The sequence below is a fragment of the Corynebacterium comes genome, assembly GCF_009734405.1.
Taxonomy (GTDB): domain Bacteria; phylum Actinomycetota; class Actinomycetes; order Mycobacteriales; family Mycobacteriaceae; genus Corynebacterium; species Corynebacterium comes.
The window spans coordinates 2,255,255-2,275,831 of the sequence record NZ_CP046453.1 but is presented as its reverse complement, the minus strand read 5'-3'; the positions used below and the strand labels follow the sequence as shown (position 1 = coordinate 2,275,831).

Below are 20,577 nucleotides of genomic sequence, written 5' to 3'. Positions count from 1 at the left end.
ATACGCTTACGCGCCCTTTAAGATGGGGCGGAGTAAAAGCTTGGCAGTCCGTTTTCCGCGGGCTGTTTCGTAGTCAGGAGGAACTATGACCGCAGTGGCGCCAAGGCTTGACGACTACGTCGAGCCGACCCGTCCTCAGCCGACAGGTACGGCCCGCAAGGGCTCCCGTGCCTGGGACATGCTGATCACTACCGACCACAAGCAGCTGGGCATCATGTACATCATCATGTGCTTCAGCTTCTTCTTCCTCGGCGGCCTGATGGCCCTGCTGATCCGTGCGGAGCTCTTCACCCCGGGTCTGCAGTTCCTGTCGAACGAGCAGTTCAACCAGCTCTTCACCATGCACGGCACCGTCATGCTGCTGCTGTTCGGTACGCCGATCGTCTGGGGCTTCGCCAACTACGTCCTGCCGCTGCAGATCGGCGCCCCGGACGTGGCTTTCCCCCGTCTGAACGCCTTCGGCTTCTGGATCACCACCGTCGGTGGCGTCGCCATGCTGGCCGGCTTCCTCACCCCGGGCGGTGCAGCCGACTTCGGTTGGACCATGTACTCCCCGCTCTCGGACGCCGTCCACACCCCGGGCGTCGGCGCTGACCTGTGGATCATCGGTGTCGGTGCGACCGGTGTCGGTACCGTCGCCTCCGCAATCAACATGCTCACCACCATCCTCACGATGCGTGCGCCGGGCATGACCATGTTCCGCCTCCCGATCTTCACCTGGAACATCTTCGTCACCTCCGTCCTGGCCCTGATGATCTTCCCGCTGCTGCTGGCCGCCGCCCTCGGTGTCCTGTATGACCGCAAGCTGGGCGGCCACATCTACGACACCGGCAACGGTGGCGCCATCCTGTGGCAGCACCTCTTCTGGTTCTTCGGCCACCCTGAGGTCTACGTCCTCGCCCTGCCGTTCTTCGGCGTCATCTCCGAGGTCCTCCCGGTCTTCTCGCGTAAGCCGATGTTCGGCTACATCGGCCTGGTCTTCGCGACCCTGGCCATCGGCGCCCTGTCCATGGCCGTGTGGGCACACCACATGTTCGTCACCGGTGCCGTCCTGCTGCCGTTCTTCTCCTTCATGACCTTCCTGATCTCGGTCCCGACCGGCGTCAAGTTCTTCAACTGGGTGGGCACCATGTGGAAGGGACACATCACCTGGGAGACCCCGATGATCTTCGCGGTCGGCTTCATGGCGACCTTCCTCTTCGGTGGTCTGACCGGCATTATGCTGGCCGCCCCGCCGCTGGACTTCCACCTGGCCGACAGCTACTTCCTGATCGCCCACTTCCACTACACCCTGTTCGGTACCGTCGTGTTCGCCTCTTTCGCCGGCGTCTACTTCTGGTTCCCGAAGATGACCGGGCGCATGCTCGACGAGCGGTTGGGCAAGATCCACTTCTGGCTGACCTTCGTCGGCTTCCACGGCACCTTCCTCATCCAGCACTGGGTGGGCAACATGGGTATGCCGCGCCGTTACGCCGACTACCTGGACTCTGACGGTTTCACCCTGTTCAACCAGATCTCCACCGTCTTCTCCTTCGTGCTCGGCGCCTCGGTCATCCCGTTCGTCTGGAACGTCTTCAAGTCCTGGCGTTACGGCGAGGTCGTCACCGTTGATGACCCGTGGGGTTACGGCAACTCGCTCGAGTGGGCCACCTCCTGCCCGCCGCCGCGCCACAACTTCGTTTCCCTGCCGCGTATACGCTCCGAGCGTCCGGCGTTCGAGCTGCACTACCCGCACATGGTTGAGCGCATGCGTCGCGAGGCGCACGTCACCTCCAGCGATGAGCGCGCGGAGATCACCCAGACTCCGTCCCCGGCCGAAGTTCGATAAAGGCCACGACATAGTCCCCTCCGACTGACCACGACCCCCGGCAGAAACCTCTGCCGGGGGTTGCGGCCTGTCCGACACGACCCCATGAAAGAATGATCCCCGTGGCAGACCTTGATGTATCCTCCTTCGTTCCCGACAGCCCGGAAGGCCTGCAGGTGGCCCTGCAGCCCGGACTGGAGTCCGCTGTCATCACCCTCACCGGTCATGACCGGCCCGGCGTGACCGCTGCGTTCTTCCGGGTCCTCTCGGCACACAACGTGCAGCTTCTCGACGTCGAGCAGTCCCAGTTCCGTGGGCACCTCTCCCTCGCAGCATTCGTCGGCATGGACCCCACCCGTGAGGAGCGCCTCCGGGAGGGACTGGTGGAGACGCTCCGGGGACACGGCCAACGTGTGACCCTGGAGATGCACTCCCACGAGCAGCACTCCTCACCCCGTTCCACCCACGTCGCCGTGGTGCTGGGCAATCCCGTCACGGCCGCCGACGTCTCCGCCATCGGTCAGACCCTGGCCAATTACGGCGCCAACATCGACCGCATCCGGGGCATCGCCGACTACCCGATCACCGGTCTGGAGATCATGATCACGGTCGCCAACCCCGAGCCGGGTGGGGGGAACTCCCTGCGCAAGGCTCTGGCCGAGCTCACCCATGAACTGGGTGTGGACATCGCCATCGAGCGTGCCGGCCTGCTGCGCCGTTCCAAGCGGCTGGTCATGTTCGACTGCGACTCCACCCTGATCACCGGCGAGGTCATCGAGATGCTGGCGGCCCATGCCGGTAAGGAGGCTGAGGTCGCCGAGGTCACCGAGCGTGCCATGCGCGGTGAGATCGATTTCGAGGAATCCCTGCGCGAGCGCGTGGCCACCCTCAAGGGGCTGGACGCATCCGTCATCGACGCCGTCGCTGATGACCTGGTGCTCTCCCCGGGCGCCCGCACCACCATCCGCACCCTGAAGAAGATGGGTTACCGCACCGCGGTCGTGTCCGGTGGCTTCATCCAGGTGCTGGAGGACCTCGCCGAGGAACTCGAACTGGACTACGTCCGCGCGAACACTCTGGAGATCGTCGACGGCAAGCTCACCGGTCGCGTCACCGGCGAGGTCGTCGACCGCGCCAAGAAGGCCGCCCTGCTGCGTGAGTTCGCGGAGGACTCCGGCCTGCAGATGTACCAGACTGTGGCGGTCGGCGACGGCGCCAATGACATCGACATGCTCTCCGCGGCGGGTCTCGGCATCGCGTTCAACGCGAAACCGGCGTTGCGCGAGATCGCCGACACCTCCGTCAACTACCCCTTCCTCGACGCGGTGCTGCACATCCTGGGCATCCCCCGTGATGAGATCGACGAGTCTGACCTGGAGGACGGCACCTACCATCGTGTCCCGCTCGAGTTCGTCGGCGCCGAGTACTCGGCCGAGTGACCCTCGGCGACACTGATCCGCTCGCTCTGGCACACGACCTCCTGCGTACCCGGGTGAGCGACAACCGACACGACCGCTCCGAGGACCCCGACCGCCCGGAGACGGTGCAGGCCATGCAGATCGCCCTTCACGTCCCGAAGGCTGATCCGCCGCGCCGCACCTATCTCCTGGCGGCCGCGGCCCGGGCGGTCGTCGCCGTATGCCTGGACGAGCGGGTGTCCACCGACCCGTCCTGGCGGGGCGGCCTGGAGGGCTGGTACGACCACCTCATCCGCAAGGTCGCCCGTCGGGCACGCAACAAGGCCTGGGCGGACGTGCAGGCCGTACCCGGGGTGACCGTCGACGTCGCCGGTGCCCAGGCCCGTGCCTTCGTTCCCTCAGCGGTGGTGGACACCCCGCCCGTGGTGCGGAAGCTGCAGATCCAGGGGACGGAACTGCCGCAGGACGAGCCCGGGGCCATCGACCCGCAGGTGCCGACGATCCTCATCGACCGCAGTCTGCACATGAGCACAGGTAAAGCGGCCGCCCAGGTGGGCCATGCCAGCATGCTGCTCGCCGCCCGCCGGGACCTGGAATGGGTCCGGGGCTGGGCGGCGAGGGGATTCGTGCTCAATGTGCGGGAGGTCGATCATTCCGTCTTCGAAGAGCACGCCGGCCGGTCGGGCGTGGTGACGGTCCGCGATGCAGGCTTCACCGAGGTTGCCCCCGATGCGCTGACGGTGCTGGCCTTCGCCGACTAGGGCGTGTCTCCTAAAGCTCTGAGCCAGGTGAGCACAGCACAGAGCACGACGGCTCCACGATAAACCACGGCGAGTTTGTCATAGCGGGTGGCCAGGCCCCGCCACTGCTTGGCCAGGGCAAACGCCCGCTCGACAACATTGCGGCCCTTGTAGGCATGAGGGTCAAAGGCGGGCGGGCGCCCACCTTTGCTGCCTCTACGTTTACGGGCCGCGATACTGTCACGCTTTTCAGGAATGACCGCCACGATCCCCCGCTTACGCAGGTCACGCCGAATCACCGTCGTCGCGTAGCCACGGTCAGCCAGGACCGCATCCGGACGCGACCGCGCCCGCCCGGGACCCATGCGCGGGACGTGGATGTCGTCGAGCACAGCCTGAAGCATCGCACCGTCGTTGCGCTGCCCGCCGGTGACCACCACAGACAGGGGACGGCCGTGTCCGTCGACGCCGGCGTGAATCTTGCTCGACAGCCCACCGCGCGACCGGCCAATTCCGTGACCTGCTGGTTCAGTCAACGCCAGCGGCAGATTCTTGTGATTCGATCGAGCCCCCTGTGTCCTGCTCGGGCCGGGTCGTGTTCGTCGCGTGCTGGTGGGCACGCGCGATCGAGGCGTCGACGGAGACGTTCCAGTCGATCTTTCCTTCCGCATCGGCCACCGTCAGCAGGTAGGTCAGGACGGCATCCCACGTGCCGTCGGCGCAGTAGCGGCGGTGCCGTTTCCAGACGGTCTGCCAGGGGCCGTATTCATCGCGGGGCAGGTCCCGCCACGGGATTCCGGTGCGGTAGCGGTAGATGATGCCCTCAACGACCAGCCGACTGTTGTGAAAGGGACGACCCCGCTGCCCATCACTGCTGGGCAGAAGGCGCTCAACCGTCTCCCACTGGTGGTCGGTCAGGACGCGAAACCGACTTTTGGTGTCACTCACCGATCCAGTATCGCCCCACCGACCAACCTATTTAGGAGACACGCCCTAGTAGGCGGAGGGTTTGGCCGTGTAACCGACGGCCGCGACCGCATCCACCAGCTGGCGGACGGAGGCGACCGCCGGGTCGTGGTCCACGATGATCCGGCCGGAGGAGAACTTCACCTCCGCATTGTCGACCCCGTCGAGACCCTTCAGTTTCGTCTCGATCTTGCTGACGCAGGAGGGGCAGGAGAATTCCTCGGAACGGAGGGTGGTGGTCCTGGTGGCCATGGTGATCACTGTGTCCTTTCTTGGTTCACCCCTGAGCCTAAGGACATCGGCGCCGCAGTTCCTTGATCTGGATCAAAGATCGGCGAGACCGGCGGCGTCGAGAAGCACGACCCACTCACGGCCGGAATCGATTAGCCCGTTCCGCTTCATCTTCGCCATTGCCCGGGAGGCGGATTCGACGGTGGTGGAGGCCATGCCGGCGATATCGTCGCGACGCAGCCGCACCTGGAGGAGCACCGACCCGTCGGGGCGGACCTGCCCGAGGCGGGTGGCCAGCTGCAGCAGCACTCCCGCGACCCGCTGCTCCACGGTGCGGGTGGTCTGCGCGACCTCACGGTCCCTGCCCGCGGCCAGCCGCTCCTGCTGCAGCCGCAGCAGGGCCATCGCCAACGGGGGGAACTCCGACACGACCTGACCCAGTGTCTCCGCCCGCAGGAAAAGGGCGCAGGTGGTTTCCATCGCCCACGCCGAGTCCACGACGGGAACAGGGACGGTGTCGAGTGGGCCCAGGACATCCCCCGGGGCTGCGATGTCGACGGTGATCTCATCGCCCTCGATGGTGTCGCGGGTGACGCGCACCCGGCCCGACATGATCAGGTGGACGCCGCCGGGGGTGTCGCCCGCCAGCATGAGCGGATCGCCTTCCGCCCAGGACAGCGCGCGCAGATGGGTGTCCAGCTCCCGGCGCTGCTCCGGGCTCAGATCCCGGGTGAGCGGGGAACGCGCCATGACGCGCAGCCGAACGTCCTCGGAGCAGTGGTGGGGGTGGGAACAGGTCTGCCGGACCGGGTTGGTGGACATGGGTCCCATGATAGGGACGATGGCTCAGGACTTCCTGACCAGGCGTTCCAGGGCCCCGCGCACCACCTTCGGATCCGTGGTCTCCCAGAAGGGCGGCATGGAGGCGCGGAGGAACGACCCGTAGCGTTTGGTCACCAGGCGGTTATCCAGGACGGCGACCACGCCGCGGTCGGAGACGGAGCGCAGCAGACGCCCCGCACCCTGTGCCATGAGCAGTGCCGCATGGCTGGCGGCCACCTCCATGAAGCCGTTGCGGCCCTCTGCGGTGGCGGCCTCCTTCCGGGCCTGGAGCAGGGGGTCGTCGGGCCGCGGGAAGGGAATGCGGTCGATCAGGACCAGGGAACAGGCGGGCCCGGGGACGTCGACGCCCTGCCACAGGGTCAGGGTGCCGAAGAGACAGGCGTTCTCATTCTTGGCGAACCTGTCCACCAGTGCGCCGGTGGTGTCCTCGCCCTGGCAGAAGACGTCGAAGGGCAGCCGGGACCTCATGGCCTCGGCGGCCTGTTCAGCTGCGCGCCGGGAGGAGAACAACCCCAGGGTGCGGCCCCCGGCGGCCATGATGAGGTCGTGGATCTCATCGAGCGTCTCATCCGGCAGGCCGTCACGGCCCGGATCCGGCAGGTGACGGGCGGTGTAGAGAATGCCCGATTTCCGCGGATCGAAAGGCGTACCGGCGTCCAGGCTGTCCCACGTTCCCTTCGGCAGGCCCCAGGCGGCGGCCATGGCGTCGAAACGTCCGCCGAGGGTCAGGGTGGCGGAGGTGAGCACGACGGTCTGCTCCCCGAAGAGCCGGTCATGCAGCAGGCCGGCGACGGACAGGGGCGCGACGGTGAGGACGTCCCCACGGCGGTCATCGCGTTCCAGCCACACCACATCGCGTTGGGCGGCCGGGTCGGACTCGTCGAAGACGGTGAGGATGCGGACGATGGCATCGTGCAGTTCCTGCAGGTGGTTCGCCAGGTTCTGCCTCTCCGCGGCCTTCTCCGGGTCGCTGGCAGCCTCGCCCTCCGGGGGGCGGCCGACGGCTTCACGCAGGGACCACAGCCCGTCGCGCAGACCGGCCAGGGGGCCGCGGGCGATCTCGTCGAGGTCTGTCCAGCGGCCGTCGGGAAGCAGCGCCGCAGCGGCCTGCCAGTCGTCCGTGAGCTCCACCAGCCTGTCGTCGGTCCCGTCGGCGCCGAGCTTCCCGGCGCGCTTGGCCGCCAGGGTGAGGGCGGTGCGGGAGAGTTCGTTGGTGGCCACGGAGGTGATCCGGCCGTCCAGCTCGTGGGCCTCGTCGATGATGACCACGTCATGCTCGGGCAGGACGTCGATGTCCGCGAGCGCGTCGATGGCCAGCAGCGCGTGGTTGGTCACCACCACGTCGACGTCCTGTGCCTTGCGTTTCGCCAGCTCAGCGAAGCACTCCGCGCCGTGCGGGCAGCGGGTCGCACCCAGGCACTCGTTTGCGGTGACCGACACCTGCCTCCACGCCAGATCCGGCACACCCGGCTCCAGGTCGTCGCGGTCGCCCGTATCCGTCTCCTGTGCCCATTCATGGACCCGGGCGACGTGGCGGCCGAGCCACGAGACTTCCGCTTCGTCGAGAAGCGCGTCCTCCGGATCCTCCGCGGCGCCGATCCGGTTGAGACACACGTAGTTGGACCGGCCCTTCATGATGGCGAAGGTGGGGCGCCGTTCCATGACGGTCTCCAGAGCATCCGCCAACCGGGGCAGGTCGCGGTCGACGAGCTGGCGCTGCAGGGCGATGGTCGCGGTGGACACGATCACCGTGGACCCGGTGGCCTGGGCGTGCCGGATGGCGGGCACCAGGTACGCGAGGGACTTGCCCGTGCCCGTGCCAGCCTGTACCGCGAGATGACGTTCTGTCTCCAGCGCGCGGGTGACGGCCTCCGCCATGGCGATCTGCCCGTCGCGACGGGAACCGCCGAGGGCGGTGACGGCGGCGTCGAGAAGCTCCCGGGTCGGGTGACTCAGTGGTTCCTCGGTCACTGCGCGGGGAATCCGACGAAACGGGTGCTGATCGCAGGCTCGTCGCGGGACAGGGCGAGACCCTCCCAGGGCAGGGTCAGCAGCTGGGCGGCGAGGTGTGCCCGGGACTCCTCGAGGGTGGGGAGATTCTCGACGATGACGCCGTCGCGCACCAGAGGGAGGGTCAGGCAGGTCGCGGAGAGACGACCGATGTCCGGGGTGGGGGAGCCGAAAGGATGGACGATCTCCTCGACGGCGACGCCGGTGGAACGATGCGTGCGGATCGCCTGCTTCGCCCCGCCGGTCATGGCCTTCCCGCGGGAGCGCTTGGCCACGGAGTGGCCGTCGACCTCCACGAGCTTGTACACCATGCTGGCGGTGGGGGCGCCCGACCCGGTGACCACGGAGGTACCGACGCCGTAGACGTCGACCGGGTCGCCGCGCAGGCCGGCGATGGCGAACTCATCCAGGTCGGAGGACACGACGATCCTGGTGTTGTGGGCGCCGAGCTCGTCGAGCTGCCCGCGCACCCGGCGGGTCACGGCGCCGAGGTCGCCGGAGTCGATCCGGACGCCGCCGAGATCGGGGCCGGCGACCTCGATGGCGGTCTCCACTCCCTTGGTGATGTCGTAGGTGTCCACCAGCAGGGTGGTGTCGACGCCGAGGGAGTCGATCTGTGCACGGAAAGCCGCGGCCTCGTTGGGGGTGCCGTCATCGTTGACGTGCAACAGGGTCCAGGCGTGCGCCGCGGTTCCGGAGGCGGGGATGCCGTAGCGGTGCGAGGCCTCGAGATTGGAGGTGGCGGTGAAACCGGCGAGGTAGGCGGCGCGCGATGCGGTGACCGCGGCGTACTCATGGGTGCGGCGCGAACCCATCTCGATGATCGGGCGGCCGTCGGCGGCGGTGACCATTCGGGCGGCGGCCGATGCGATGGCGGAATCCGCGTTCATGATCGACAGGATGACCGTCTCCAGGATGACGCACTCGGCGAACGTGCCGCGCACCGTGAGGATGGGGGAGTACGGGAAATACAGGTCGCCCTCGCGGTAGCCGTCGATCTGGCCGGTGAAGCGGTACTCGCGCAGATACTCGAGGGTCCGTTCGTCCAGGAAACTCAGGTGTTCGAGCTGCTCCCCGGTGAACACGAAGTCCTCCACCGCGCGCAGTACCCGTGCGGTTCCGGCCACGACGCCGTAGCGGCGCTCGTTGGGCAGGCGGCGCGAGAAGACCTCGAACGCGCACTGCCGGTGGGCGGTCCCGTCACGGAGGGCGGCCTGCAGCATGGTCAGCTCGTACTTGTCCGTCAGCAGGGACGTGGAGCGCTTCGGCGGAATGGAGGTCGACTGGTTCACGTTCACCTCCCCCACTTTAACTGAGGGGAGAAATCGGGGGCCGCAGCCCGCCGGCCACTCCTCCGGCCAGGCACCCGTGCGGCACCTGTCACGAGGAGAACTGCACGGCCACCCATACCCGGCCGTGGCCTACGGCCACACCGATGCCGTAGAAGGTGTAGCGCTCATCCAGCAGGACGTCGGTGTGTGCCTGGGAATGCAGCCAGGCATCCACGAACGCGTGGCCTGAGGCGCCGGCCTCGGGCAGGCTGTGCTGGATCATGGTGACGTTCTGCGGTGAGTTGTCCTGTCGGCCGGTCACCGCGGTGTGTTCCGCCCAGCGCTGGGCGTGCAGCTGCAGATTGACGGGATCCATGAGGACGGGCGGCGCACCCTCCTCGTGGCGCAGATGCTTGATCGCCAGGTTGACGTCGTTGCGGATCAGCTCGAGCTCGGACTGCCGGTCCAGGTCGGGGACCTCGTAGTCGGAGGGGGTCTGGCCGGGGAGGTCGGAGGAACCCGAGTCATCAGCGCGCGGGACCCCCGTGATGAGGGACATGACCAGCCCGGCCACCGACAGGAACATGCCCAGCTTCGACAGCAGGTCCGTCATGCGCTGTGGGGAACTCCAGGGTGCGGATGACCTGCGGATCAAGGGGGACCACTTCCTCAGGGACTGGTTCGGGGAGCTCAGGACGGGGTGAAACCGACAGTCAATGAACATACCTTCCCGGGGGGTGATCCTCCACGGGACCCGCCGCGCCCGCTGCAGTGCATTCCGGCCGGACACTTGACTAGGCTGAGGTGCATGACAGGTTCATATGAGATGAGCGCCCCCGGCATGGGCTCTCCCATGGCGACCCCGGAGCTCGATGAGGCGATCGAGGTCGACGTCGCCACTGCGGAGAACCTGCCGTGGATGTGCATCGTGTGGGACGATCCGGTGAACCTCATGAGTTACGTGACCTACGTTTTCCAGACCGTCCTCGGCTACGGACGTAAGCGAGCGACGGAGCTGATGATGCAGGTCCACACCGAGGGCAAGGCGGTCGTCTCCACCGGCGAGAAGGACAAGGTCGAGGGCGACGTCAAGAAGCTGCACACTGCCGGCCTGTGGGCCACGATGCAGCAGGCCGGCTGAGAAGAGGGGACGAACGTTGCAGGAATGGCGTCGTAAGAAAGGGCTCATGCGGGCCCCGAGGTATCACACGGTCCTGGAGCCGCTGGAGCGCGAGATCCTGGGCAACATCACCGCAGCGGTCAGCGAGGCGATCATCGCCCGGGCCCAGTCGGCACCCCGGGATGAGCTCTCGGAACTCACCGGCATCCCCGCGTCGCACAAGAAAGCCCCGGAGGATCCCGCGTTGGCTCGCCTGCTGCCCGACTTCGAGCGCGCCGGCGACGAGGAATACGCCGGCGACAACTCCCTCCTGCGCAGCCTGCACGAGAACGACATCTGCCGGGCGAAGCTGTCGAACCTGCAGATCGTGGCGGAGAAGGTGGGGCCCGACGGCGGAGTCGAGATCACCCTCTCCGAGGAGGAGGCCCATGCCTTCCTGGCAGGCCTCAACGATCTGCGCCTGTACGTCTCCGCTGACGGCACCGGTGGGGAAGAGGCCCGCGTCGAGCGGGAGAGCCTGGTCGACTGGCTCGGCTACAACCAGGACAGCCTGCTCACGGCCCTGACCAGGGGATAGGGTGTCCTCGCTTCTCGACGTCCCCGGTCTTCTGCTCGGCCACACCTCCCTCGGGGACACGGGCGTCACCGTCCTGGTTGCGGAGTCGCCCGCCGGCATGGTCGCGGGGGTTGATGTCCGGGGAGGGGGGCCGGGAACCAGGGAAACCGATCTGCTGGCGCCGCACAACACGGTGGAACGCGTCCACGCGATCGTCCTGTCCGGTGGTTCGGCCTTCGGGCTGGCCGCGGCGGACGGTGCGATGGCGGAACTCGAGCGCGCCGGGCGGGGGTTCCCTGTCCTCGGGGAGGGGCGGCCGGGGCCGCGGGTGCCGATCGTCCCCGCCGCCGTCATCTTCGATCTCTTCGTCGGCGATCCCGGCCACCGGCCGACGGCGGCCGACGGCGCGGCTGCGGTCCGGGCTGCCCTGGCCGGCCGTGACCCCGGCAGCGGCAGTGTTTCGGGCAGCGTCGGCGCGGGCTGCGGAGCCACCGCAGGTGTGCTGCGCGGCGGTACCGGCCAGTCCTCGCGCGTGGTGGGGGAGTATGTGGTGTCGGCGCTGGTGGTGGCCAACCCGGTCGGGGAGGTCATCGACCCCGCGACGGGTCTGCTCTGGGGTGATCCCTCCCGCCCGCCGGTTGACCTCGCCCGGTTCGGGGAACTGGAGCGCCCGGCCTCGAAGCTGAACACCACCATCGGCGTCGTGGCCACCGATGCGCCGGTGACGGTCGCGCAGGCCACCCGCCTGGCGATGGTCGGGCATGACGGCATCGCACGGGCCGTCCGTCCGGCGCACTCGCCCCTCGACGGTGACACCCTGTTCGCGGTGTCGACGGCGGAGTCGGCGACCGGGGTGAGCGTCGAGGGGCTGCATGAGCTGTCGGTAGCGGCCGCTGAGGCGGTGCAGGCCGCACTCGTCGACGCCGTCACTGCCGCGGTCCCGGGCCATGGCCTGGTCACCTGGGCGGAGCTCCTCCTCATCCCCGCTGAATGACTAGAGTGGTGGGCCATGAGTCAGCCACTCGCATATCCGCCCGCCCCACGACCCTCCGGGACCGTGCAGACGACGGCGCGGAGGAGTCGTTCCGCGATCCGGTCCGGACTGATGTTCGCGACCGGCTACGTGGTGGTCATCTGGGCCGTGCACCTGGTCAACGTCCTCATCTTCGGCGGGGATCTGGTGTTCCTCGGCGTCAACCCCCTGGATGTGTCCTCGATCTGGCACATTGTGACGGCTCCGTTGCTGCACGCGAACCTCGAGCACCTCATTTCCAACACGATCCCTGGAGCAATTTTCAGCTTCCTCATAGGTATGTCCCGGGCGCGGGTGTGGTGGGAGGTGACCGCTTTCGTGGTCGTCGTGGGCGGCGTCGGGGTGTGGCTGCTGGGCGGGGTGGGCACCAACCACATCGGCGCTTCCGGGCTGGTCTACGGCTGGCTGGCCTATCTCCTGGTGCGGGGTGTCTTCAACCGGCATTTCCTTCAGATGGCCCTCGGCCTTGCCCTCGGAATCGCCTACTCGGGGCTGGTCTGGGGCCTGTTGCCGGGCGTGCCCGGGGTTTCCTGGCAGGCACACCTGTTCGGTGCCGTCGGCGGTGTCGCGGCCGGTATGTTCATCACTTCCGATGACCCGGCGGCACTGCGGGAGAAGCGACGGCAGAGGGCCCTGAAACGGGGCGGTGATCGAACATACCGTGGTCTGCGGTAGCATGTGCTTAAAACTAGGGCTTATCTCTTTCTTAAGTGTCCGGAGCACGAATTATGAGAATCGCTTGTGAGATGAGGTTGTATGAATAACGGACCCGAGGAATGGCTCTCAGACCAGGAGGCGCAGACCTGGCTGAACATCTGGTCGTTCCACGTCTGGTTACCGACCCGGCTCGAGGCGCAGCTCAAGCGCGACGCCGGGATCAGCCACTACGACTACTTCGCGCTGACCCGCCTGTGGGCCGCGGAGAAACACACCCTCCGGATGAGTGAACTTGCCGCGGCCTCGGACATGACGTTGTCGCACCTCTCGCGCGTGATCACCCGGTTGGAGAAGCAGGGTACGGTCCGTCGCCTGCCCGACCCCGATGACGGCCGTTCGACGCTGGCACAACTCACCGACGAGGGCCTGGACCTGCTCAAGCAGGCCGCCCCCGGGCACATCTCCGAGGTCCGTCGCCTGATCTTCAACAACCTCGGCCCCGAGGAGCAACGCCAGTTCAGCGAGACCATGAGCAAGATCGTCGCCGCCCTGGGCCCGGGAGGGGAGAAGGACGGACCGCGCTAGCATTGTCGGGGTGACCCCATCCCGGACGGCCCCGATCGGCATCTTCGACTCCGGTGTCGGCGGCCTGACCGTCGCCCGCACCATCATGGACCAGCTTCCGCATGAGTCCATCATCTACATCGGCGACACCGCGAACGGCCCCTACGGCCCGCTGCCCATTGCGGAGGTCCGCGAGCATGCCACCCGCATCGCCGACGAACTGGTGGGGCAGGGCTGCAAGATGCTCGTCATCGCCTGCAACACGGCCTCCGCCGCGTTTCTCCATGACGCCCGCGAGCGTTACGACGTCCCCGTCGTCGAGGTGATTCAGCCCGCCGTCCGCCGGGCCCTGGCCACCACCCGCAACGGCCACGTGGGAGTGATCGGGACAGTGGGCACCATCAATTCCGGCGCCTATCAGGACCTCTTCGCCATCAACCCGGGCATTGAGGCCCATGCCCAGGCCTGCCCCAGCTTCGTCGACTTCGTGGAACGCGGCATCACCTCCGGCCGGCAGATCCTGGGCGTCGCGGAGGCCTACGTGGAGCCGCTGCAGGCGGCGGGCGTCGATACGCTCGTGCTCGGTTGCACCCACTATCCGCTGCTCTCCGGCGTGATCCAGCTGGCCATCGGCGACCACGTGACATTGGTGTCCTCGGCGGAGGAGACGGCCAAGGACGTGCTCCGCGTGCTCACACGGGAGGATATGCTCGCCGACCCGGAGACCGACCCGGCGCCGACCCGGGAATTCGAGTCCACGGGTGACCCGGAGAAGTTCGCGCTGCTCTCCCAACGCTTCCTCGGGCCCGCTCTCGGACAGGTTCATCAGATCACAGGTCTGTAGGGGGTCCGGATCGCGCTCACAATCCTGTGACAATCGGTGCGTTGCGTTCGAGAAAACCACCGCTACGTGGCACAGTAGCGTCATGAAGTTGACCATCCTCGGCAGCTCAGGCAGCCTCAGCGGGCCCACGAATCCCGCCTCCGGGTATCTGGTGACTGTGGACAACTCCCCGGCCGTCCTCATGGACATCGGCCCCGGGGTGCTGGGCAAGCTCCAGGAGATCCAGGATCCCTCCGACGCGCACGTGGTGTTCTCCCACCTGCATGCCGATCACTGCCTCGATTTTCCCTCGTTGCTGGTGTGGCGCCGCTTCCACCCCTTCGCCCCCGCGAAGGACCGGAAGCTGTGTTTCGGGCCCTCGAGCACCCTGACGCACCTGGGGCGCCTGTCGGCGGACGGTCCGGGAGAGGTCGACGACATGTCCGACACCTTCGCCTTCGCGCCCTGGCGCGTCAATGAAGAACACCTCATCGACCGCATCTCCATCACGCCCTTCCAGGCTCTCCACCCGGTGGAGGCCTACAGCCTGCGCATTACCGAGCACACCTCCGGCAAGACCATCGCCTACTCCGGCGACACCGGCTGGACGGATCAGCTCGTGGAGTGCGCCCGCGACGCCGACGTCTTCCTCTGCGAGGCCACCTGGTGCAGCGGCGACGGCGACTTCCCTCCCGGCATGCACCTGAGCGGCGCCCAGGCCGGTCGCGCGGCCAGACTGGCCGGAGTGAAGAAGCTGGTCCTCGTGCACATCCCGCCGTGGGGCGACGTCGAGGCGACCCTCGCGGCGGCCCGCTCGGAGTTCGACGGGCCGATCGAGCTCGGCGGCCAGGGTCGTGTCATAGAGATCTAGGCGCCCGCGGGTAGCCTGTAGCTCATGACTTCCGACTTCCAGCGCGCCGACGGCCGCGCCCTCGATCAACTGCGCACCGTCCGCATCACCCGTGGTTTCACCTCCAACCCCGCCGGCTCCGTCCTCGTGGAATTCGGCAACACCCGCGTGATGTGCACCGCCAGCGTCGAACACGGCGTGCCCCGCTTCAAGAGGGACTCCGGCGAGGGCTGGCTCACCGCCGAGTACGCCATGCTGCCCGCGGCCACCCACGACCGCATGCCGCGTGAGTCGATGCGCGGCAAGGTCAAGGGCCGTACCCACGAGATCTCCCGACTCATCGGCCGTTCCCTCCGCGCCGCGGTGGACCTGAGCCAGCTGGGTGAGAACACCATCAACATTGACTGCGATGTCCTCCAGGCCGACGGTGGCACCCGCACCGCCTCCATCACCGGCGCCTACGTCGCACTCGCCGACGCGATCGCCGTCCTCCAGTCGGAGGGCGTCGTCCCCGGCGAACCGCTCCTTCCCCCGGTTGCCGCCGTCTCCGTCGGGCTTGTCGACGGCCGCGTCTGCCTCGACCTGCCCTACGAGGAGGACTCCCGCGCAGAGGTCGACCTCAACGTCGTCATGACCGAGAAGGGCAGCTTCGTGGAGGTCCAGGGCACCGGCGAGAACGGTGACTTCGACCGCGAGCAGCTCGGCCTCATGCTCGACTCCGCGGAGAAGGGCTGCCGCGAGCTCATCGCCGTGCAGCGCGCCGCCCTGGGCATCTGATGAAGATTCTCGTCGCGTCGAACAACGCCAAGAAACTCGGCGAGCTCGAGCGCATTCTCCGTGCAGCGGAGGTGGCCGGGGTCGAGCTGATCCCGCTGGACCAGGCACCCACCTACCGGGAGCCGGTCGAGGACGGCCGCACGTTCGCCGACAACGCCCTGATCAAGGCGCGCGCCGGGGCCCGGGAAACCGGCCTGGTGTGCATCGCCGACGACTCCGGCCTGGCAGTCGAGGAACTCAACGGGATGCCGGGGGTGCTCTCCGCCCGGTGGGCCGGCCGCCACGGCGATGATGAAGCCAACAACGCCCTCCTTCTCGGCCAGATGGCCCACGTCCCCGAAGATCGCCGAGCCTGCGCCTTCGTGTCCGTGTGCGCGTTGGTCACCCCGGCAGGGGAGGAGCACCTGGCGGAAGGCCGGTGGGAAGGCACTCTCCTGCGTGAGCCGACCGGTGACAACGGCTTCGGGTACGACCCCCTCTTCCTGCCGTCGGACGAGATCGCCGCCGGCCGTTCCTCCGCCCAGCTGACCCCCGAGGAGAAGAACTCCCTCTCGCACCGCGGGAAGGCCCTGGCGCAGCTGGTCGAGGTCATCCGGCGGCTGGCTGACCGGTAGTCGGTCCGAGCCCCACCTCGGAAATGAAGGCGCCGGGGGTGTCGGCTAGGCTTCCACGAATGACCCCGCACAACATCGACGATCCACGGAACCGCCCGAGCACGCCGACGGCGGAGCGTCAGTATGTACTCACTCTGGGATGCCCGGACACGACCGGCATCGTGGCCAGATTATCCACTTTCCTGGCTGATCAGGGCGGTTGGATCACGGAGGCCGCCTATTTCACGGACCCGGAGAACAACTGGTTCTTCACCCGCCAGGCGATCCGGGCGGATTCCATCGACATGTCGATCGATGAGCTGCGTGAGGCCTTCGCTCCCGTGGCCGAGGAGTTCGGCCCGAAGGCGCAGTGGCGGCTGTGGGATACCTCGGAGCTGAAGAAGGTGGTCATCCTCGTCTCCCGTGAGGGCCACTGCCTGCACGATCTGCTCGGTCGCGTCGCGGAGAACGACTATCCCATGGAGGTCGTTGCCGTGGTGGGCAACCACGACAACCTGTCCTACATCGCCGAGAACCACGGCGTGCCGTTCTACCATGTGCCTTTCCCGAAGGACGCCGTGGGAAAGCGGCGCGCTTTCGAGGAGGTCAGGGAGATCGTGAACGGCTACGAGCCCGACGCCATCGTCCTGGCACGGTTCATGCAGGTCCTGCCGCCGGACTTCTGTGAGATGTGGGCCGGTCGGGTGCTCAACATCCACCACAGCTTCCTCCCGTCCTTCATGGGTGCGCGTCCGTACCACCAGGCGCATCATCGTGGCGTGAAGCTGATCGGTGCGACCTGTCACTTCGCCACCTCGGATCTGGATGACGGCCCCATCATCGAGCAGGACGTCATCCGAGTGACCCACAAGGACACCCCGGAGGAGATGCAGCGTCTGGGCCGGGATGCGGAGAAGAACGTCCTCGCCCGCGGCCTGCGGTGGCATCTGGAGGACCGGGTACTCGTCTACGGCAACCGCACCGTCGTCTTCGACTAGCGGGCGGAAAGAAGGGGCGCACCGAGGATCCTCGGTGCGCCCCTTTCCCTGCGCCGGGTCAGGCCAGCTGGAACTTCTGCTTGACCTCGCGGCGTCGGCTCGCCTCGACGATGAAGGAGAGGAAAGGGACGACGCCGGCGAGGGCGGTGGTGAGCCACATCGTCGGCTTCCAACGGGCCTTGAGTCCGAGGTTGAGGGTCGCCAGGACGTAGGCCATGTACGCCCAGCCGTGGGCGATGGCCACGATCGTCGCCCACTCGGGGATCTCCACCTTGAGGATGTACTGCATGATCATGCGGATCACCAGGAAGATGAGGAACATGCCGGTGACCCAGGCGGTGACCGAGAAGATCTTCAGGGCGGTGTCGACACGCTTCTGGCGCTCGGGGTGGGTCTTCGGTGCGGTCGAGGTGGTCATTGGTTGCTGTCTCCCGGTTCGTCGGTGTCTGCTTCTCGACGCCCCCTCCGGGGCGTATTCAGCTCATTGAAGGTGTCGACGTCGATCGTCGGCCGATCGGGCAGGAAATCATCGTCGATCCTGGTGACCCGGCTCTCGAACAGCGCAGCGTCGGCCTCGTACAGGAAATCGGGGTCGTCGGCGTTGTTCTCGGCGGCGATCATCTCGTTCTCGTACTGCATGTACTTGCGGTACGCGAAGATGAAGAACAGACCGAACAGTGGCCACTGCAGGGCGTAGCCGAGGTTCTGGAAAGTGCCTGACCCCGACTGGAAGCGGCTCAACTGCCACCAGGCCAACGCAATGGTGCCGGCCACGGCGATCGCGAGGAAGATGATGTGCGAAGCGCGCACCTTCTTCTGCTGTCGGCGTTGTCCATTCTTGTCGCTCACGGAACTTAAGGGTACCCGCCATCCTCCGAAAGGTGGAGTTGTGCCGGTTTCTGGACGGTGTGGGGCTGTGGGTATCATGGTCCCGGTATGCGCCCGTGGCGGAATTGGCAGACGCGCTGGATTTAGGTTCCAGTGTCCCAGGACGTGGGGGTTCGATTCCCCCCGGGCGCACTCTGTGAAGTTCCGCGACACGGTTGCGCTCAGGGCCTCCCACCTCAACGGTGGGAGGCCCTGATTTTTTCTTGGCGGACCTTGGCCGCAGGCTGTCCTGAACCAGTCGAGGCGGCCGGCCTGTCCACTTCGGACCCCCTTAAGTCGCCGTGGGAGCCTGTCCGGGTGCCTTAAGGGGGTGCGACGTGGACAACGAGGGGTCGGCCGCGGGGTGCCGGGGCTTCCTGTGGCGGTGCCGATACTTTTCTCGCTGCCGCGAATCTTTTCCGCGAGCTGCGGACACGGGAGCCTGTGATGTGCAACACTCGAGGAACAACAAATCGTTTATAACTAGTGGGCTCCGTAGGGCCACCGGAAAGCTTGTTGTGCGGTGCGTGGGTCCAGAATCGGAAGGGAACTTCTATGGCAACGAGTCATGAGCACGGCACGCGTCCGCAGGATGCCGCGAAGGATGAGGCGGCCCAGGTTGCAGGTCAGGCGAAAGCGGCGGCGAAGGACGTCGGGGACTCCGCCCGGCGTGAGGCCCGCCAGATCACGGGTGAGGCCACCGATCAGATCAGGTCGCTCGTCAATTCCGCCCGGGACGAGGCGTTCGTGCATGCGTCCACTCAGCAGGAGAAGCTGGCCGGTCACTCGCGCATCGTCTCCGACGACCTGCAGCGGATCTCCCGCGGTGAGCCTCCGCAGTCGGACCTGGTGGGTCAGCTCCTGACCACCGTCACCACCCGTGTGGAGGGCTTCACCACCGCGCTCGAGACCCGGGAGCCGGCCGATCTGCTCCGCGACGTCCGCCGTTTCGCCGCCCGTCGTCCAGTGGCCTTCCTGGCTGCTGCCGCCGGCATCGGCCTCCTGGCGGGTCGACTCACCCGCGGACTGAGCGACGGCGATGATGAGCGTGAGTTCGACGGCCGCTACCGGATCCCCTCTGAGCCCGGCGCCTATGGCCCGCCCGCGACCACCAGCTCGCAGGACGTGCCCGAGACCGTGACCGCGGCGCGGTCGGCCGCCGGATTCGGGGAGTTCCCCGACACCACTGACCCCACCGACGCCACCGGGACCCTTCGTCCTTCCGGGGCCCCTGACGCCGCCGGTTTTGGCGGGCCCCTCCCGGGTGAGGGTTTCGCGGACGCCGATCCCGCCCGCGACCCGTTCACCGACTTCGAGCGTCCGGAGGATCGGCGATGAGCGGATCGACCCCCGCGGGCGACGCCGCCACCCGCCGTGCGGGCACGGGTTATCCCGGCGTTGACCCGGCGCCGTCGGCCGAGGCGGAGGTCCGGGCCCGGACCGAGTCGCTGGGGGAGATGTTGGCCAGCTTCTCCACCAACCTGTCGACCCTCCTTCGCCAGGAATTCCAGTTGGCCAAGGCAGAGGCCACCGAATCGGCCAAGCAGGGGGGCCGCGGGGCGGGCATGTTGGCCGGTGCCGCGATCGGCGGATTCCTCACCCTGCTGTTCCTGTCGATGGCGCTCATGTGGGCGCTGGGCACCTGGATGCACGTCGGTTGGGCGGCGGTGATCGTTGCGGTGGTGTGGGCGGTGATCGCCGCAGTCCTTGCCTCAATGGGCAGGAAGCAGCTCGACGCCATGAAGGGGCTGCCGCAGACCCAGGAAACCGTCGGTGAGATCCCGCCGACCCTCAATCCCAACAAGGAGACCCCATGAGCAACAACCCTGACGATATCCGCGCCGACATCGAGCGCACCCGCGGCAACCTCGGCCGCGACGTGGACGCCCTGGCGGAGAAGGTCGATCCGAACCGGGTCGTCGAGCGGCAGACCGACCGGCTCAAGTCCCGCTGGGTGAACATGCGCGAGTCCGTGTTCGGCAGCGACGACGCGGATGTGCGTGATGGCGGGCCGGGCCGCGTCTCTCAGCTCGCCGATGACGCCGGGGAGGCTGTCGGCAATGCGCCGGACACCATCCGCCGCAAGACCCGCGGTAACCCGTTGGCCGCCGGTGCCATCGCCCTGGCGGCCGGCTGGATCGTGGGTTCGCTGCTTCCGGCCAGCAGGCCGGAGCAGGAGGCGGCCGCCGCCGTCCGCGACAAGGCCCAGCCGCTCGTCGAGGAGGCGAAGTCGGTGGCTCAGGACATGGGTGAGTCCCTGCAGCCGCAGGCGGAGCAGGCCGTCGCCGACGTCCAGGAAAGTGCCCGCGAGAGTGCGGTCCGTGTCAGGGAGGAAGGGCAGCACCGCATCGACCAGGTCCGCGAGGAATCGACGGGCGCGGCGCAGCGCGTGCGCGATACCGCCCGCGAGGGGTAGCCGGTTGCACGTTGTTGCCTCCCGTCACCCACCTTCG

25 protein-coding genes and 1 tRNA gene are annotated in these 20,577 nt (G+C 67.4%); 17 read left to right on the top strand and 9 right to left on the bottom strand.

The genetic code is table 11. The features are described 5' to 3' along the window. The first annotated feature begins 85 nt into the window (after positions 1-85). The 3 genes from ctaD to CETAM_RS10885 all read left to right on the top strand — a co-directional run bounded on the left by ctaD (position 86) and on the right by CETAM_RS10885 (position 3,986). A complete protein-coding gene (gene ctaD, locus CETAM_RS10895) occupies positions 86-1,828 on the top strand; it encodes an aa3-type cytochrome oxidase subunit I (protein ID WP_156228876.1) in 1,743 nt (580 codons plus the stop codon). Positions 1,829-1,920: 92 nt separating this feature from the next. Then, on the top strand, positions 1,921-3,246 hold the full coding sequence (serB, locus tag CETAM_RS10890) for a phosphoserine phosphatase SerB (RefSeq protein WP_156228875.1): 1,326 nt from the start codon (positions 1,921-1,923) through the stop codon (positions 3,244-3,246). Continuing rightward, positions 3,243-3,986, top strand: coding sequence for a peptidyl-tRNA hydrolase (locus CETAM_RS10885; RefSeq protein ID WP_231587470.1), 744 nt, complete (start codon positions 3,243-3,245; stop codon positions 3,984-3,986). Before serB ends, CETAM_RS10885 begins: the two co-directional genes overlap by 4 nt. Here the strand turns inward: CETAM_RS10885 and CETAM_RS13970 are convergent. The 7 genes from CETAM_RS13970 to CETAM_RS10855 form a co-directional block, all read right to left on the bottom strand. After that, positions 3,983-4,501, bottom strand: a complete 519-nt coding sequence (locus CETAM_RS13970) for an IS5 family transposase (RefSeq protein ID WP_197085747.1) — start codon at positions 4,499-4,501, stop codon at positions 3,983-3,985. The two genes, CETAM_RS10885 and CETAM_RS13970, sit on opposite strands and share 4 nt — an antisense overlap. Next, the gene (locus CETAM_RS13965; protein ID WP_197085748.1) at positions 4,494-4,913 is read right to left on the bottom strand and encodes an IS5 family transposase; all 420 of its coding nucleotides are present in this window, start codon (positions 4,911-4,913) and stop codon (positions 4,494-4,496) included. The genes CETAM_RS13970 and CETAM_RS13965 overlap by 8 nt, the downstream gene beginning before the upstream one ends. Positions 4,914-4,958: 45 nt before the next feature. Continuing rightward, positions 4,959-5,183, bottom strand: a complete 225-nt coding sequence (locus CETAM_RS10875) for a heavy-metal-associated domain-containing protein (RefSeq protein ID WP_156228874.1) — start codon at positions 5,181-5,183, stop codon at positions 4,959-4,961. Between the two features lie 72 nt (positions 5,184-5,255). After that, on the bottom strand, positions 5,256-5,984 hold the full coding sequence (locus tag CETAM_RS10870; protein ID WP_231587468.1) for a Crp/Fnr family transcriptional regulator: 729 nt from the start codon (positions 5,982-5,984) through the stop codon (positions 5,256-5,258). A gap of 24 nt (positions 5,985-6,008) precedes the next feature. After that, positions 6,009-7,976: an ATP-dependent DNA helicase gene (locus CETAM_RS10865; protein ID WP_156228873.1), complete on the bottom strand. Its 1,968-nt coding sequence runs from the start codon at positions 7,974-7,976 to the stop codon at positions 6,009-6,011. Beyond that, the gene (locus CETAM_RS10860) at positions 7,973-9,313 is read right to left on the bottom strand and encodes a nicotinate phosphoribosyltransferase (RefSeq protein WP_197085733.1); all 1,341 of its coding nucleotides are present in this window, start codon (positions 9,311-9,313) and stop codon (positions 7,973-7,975) included. Before CETAM_RS10860 ends, CETAM_RS10865 begins: the two co-directional genes overlap by 4 nt. Positions 9,314-9,395: 82 nt before the next feature. Continuing rightward, complete coding sequence (locus CETAM_RS10855; RefSeq protein WP_156228871.1) at positions 9,396-9,899, bottom strand: CAP domain-containing protein; 504 nt, start codon at positions 9,897-9,899, stop codon at positions 9,396-9,398. A gap of 195 nt (positions 9,900-10,094) precedes the next feature. Between CETAM_RS10855 and clpS the strand changes: the two genes are divergently transcribed. The 10 genes from clpS (at position 10,095) to purU (ending at position 17,257) form a co-directional block, all read left to right on the top strand. After that, entirely contained in the window at positions 10,095-10,427 is a 333-nt protein-coding gene (clpS, locus tag CETAM_RS10850; protein ID WP_197085732.1) for an ATP-dependent Clp protease adapter ClpS, read from the top strand. A gap of 16 nt (positions 10,428-10,443) precedes the next feature. Beyond that, complete coding sequence (locus tag CETAM_RS10845; protein WP_156228870.1) at positions 10,444-10,983, top strand: DUF2017 domain-containing protein; 540 nt, start codon at positions 10,444-10,446, stop codon at positions 10,981-10,983. 1 nt (position 10,984) lies between these two features. Next, entirely contained in the window at positions 10,985-11,956 is a 972-nt protein-coding gene (locus CETAM_RS10840; protein ID WP_156228869.1) for a P1 family peptidase, read from the top strand. Between the two features lie 15 nt (positions 11,957-11,971). Then, on the top strand, positions 11,972-12,670 hold the full coding sequence (locus tag CETAM_RS10835; RefSeq protein WP_156228868.1) for a rhomboid family intramembrane serine protease: 699 nt from the start codon (positions 11,972-11,974) through the stop codon (positions 12,668-12,670). Positions 12,671-12,751: 81 nt separating this feature from the next. Beyond that, a complete protein-coding gene (locus tag CETAM_RS10830) occupies positions 12,752-13,237 on the top strand; it encodes a MarR family winged helix-turn-helix transcriptional regulator (RefSeq protein WP_156228867.1) in 486 nt (161 codons plus the stop codon). Positions 13,238-13,247: 10 nt separating this feature from the next. After that, the gene (murI, locus tag CETAM_RS10825; RefSeq protein ID WP_231587466.1) at positions 13,248-14,060 is read left to right on the top strand and encodes a glutamate racemase; all 813 of its coding nucleotides are present in this window, start codon (positions 13,248-13,250) and stop codon (positions 14,058-14,060) included. A gap of 82 nt (positions 14,061-14,142) precedes the next feature. Further along, positions 14,143-14,910, top strand: a complete 768-nt coding sequence (locus CETAM_RS10820) for an MBL fold metallo-hydrolase (RefSeq protein WP_156228865.1) — start codon at positions 14,143-14,145, stop codon at positions 14,908-14,910. Positions 14,911-14,934: 24 nt separating this feature from the next. Next, the gene (rph, locus tag CETAM_RS10815; RefSeq protein ID WP_156228864.1) at positions 14,935-15,666 is read left to right on the top strand and encodes a ribonuclease PH; all 732 of its coding nucleotides are present in this window, start codon (positions 14,935-14,937) and stop codon (positions 15,664-15,666) included. After that, positions 15,666-16,280 (top strand): RdgB/HAM1 family non-canonical purine NTP pyrophosphatase, encoded by a 615-nt coding sequence (gene rdgB / locus CETAM_RS10810; protein ID WP_156228863.1) that lies wholly within the window; start codon positions 15,666-15,668, stop codon positions 16,278-16,280. The genes rph and rdgB overlap by 1 nt, the downstream gene beginning before the upstream one ends. A gap of 59 nt (positions 16,281-16,339) precedes the next feature. Beyond that, complete coding sequence (purU, locus tag CETAM_RS10805; protein WP_156228862.1) at positions 16,340-17,257, top strand: formyltetrahydrofolate deformylase; 918 nt, start codon at positions 16,340-16,342, stop codon at positions 17,255-17,257. Between the two features lie 58 nt (positions 17,258-17,315). Here purU and CETAM_RS10800 read toward each other — a convergent pair whose 3' ends face one another. Together CETAM_RS10800 and CETAM_RS10795 are read right to left on the bottom strand one after the other, a co-directional pair. Then, positions 17,316-17,675 carry a DUF3817 domain-containing protein gene (locus CETAM_RS10800; protein WP_156228861.1) on the bottom strand — a complete coding sequence of 120 codons (360 nt, stop codon included), beginning with the start codon at positions 17,673-17,675 and terminating at the stop codon, positions 17,316-17,318. Beyond that, the gene (locus CETAM_RS10795; protein WP_156228860.1) at positions 17,672-18,106 is read right to left on the bottom strand and encodes a hypothetical protein; all 435 of its coding nucleotides are present in this window, start codon (positions 18,104-18,106) and stop codon (positions 17,672-17,674) included. The genes CETAM_RS10800 and CETAM_RS10795 overlap by 4 nt, the downstream gene beginning before the upstream one ends. Before the next feature lie 89 nt (positions 18,107-18,195). Here CETAM_RS10795 and CETAM_RS10790 point away from each other — a divergent pair. The 4 genes from CETAM_RS10790 to CETAM_RS10775 all read left to right on the top strand — a co-directional run bounded on the left by CETAM_RS10790 (position 18,196) and on the right by CETAM_RS10775 (position 20,540). Further along, positions 18,196-18,277 (top strand) — tRNA-Leu (locus CETAM_RS10790). A gap of 402 nt (positions 18,278-18,679) precedes the next feature. Then, positions 18,680-19,462 carry a hypothetical protein gene (locus tag CETAM_RS10785; RefSeq protein ID WP_156228859.1) on the top strand — a complete coding sequence of 261 codons (783 nt, stop codon included), beginning with the start codon at positions 18,680-18,682 and terminating at the stop codon, positions 19,460-19,462. Continuing rightward, entirely contained in the window at positions 19,459-19,941 is a 483-nt protein-coding gene (locus tag CETAM_RS10780) for a phage holin family protein (protein ID WP_156228858.1), read from the top strand. Before CETAM_RS10785 ends, CETAM_RS10780 begins: the two co-directional genes overlap by 4 nt. Then, positions 19,938-20,540, top strand: coding sequence for a DUF3618 domain-containing protein (locus CETAM_RS10775; protein WP_156228857.1), 603 nt, complete (start codon positions 19,938-19,940; stop codon positions 20,538-20,540). Before CETAM_RS10780 ends, CETAM_RS10775 begins: the two co-directional genes overlap by 4 nt. Positions 20,541-20,577 lie beyond the last annotated feature (37 nt).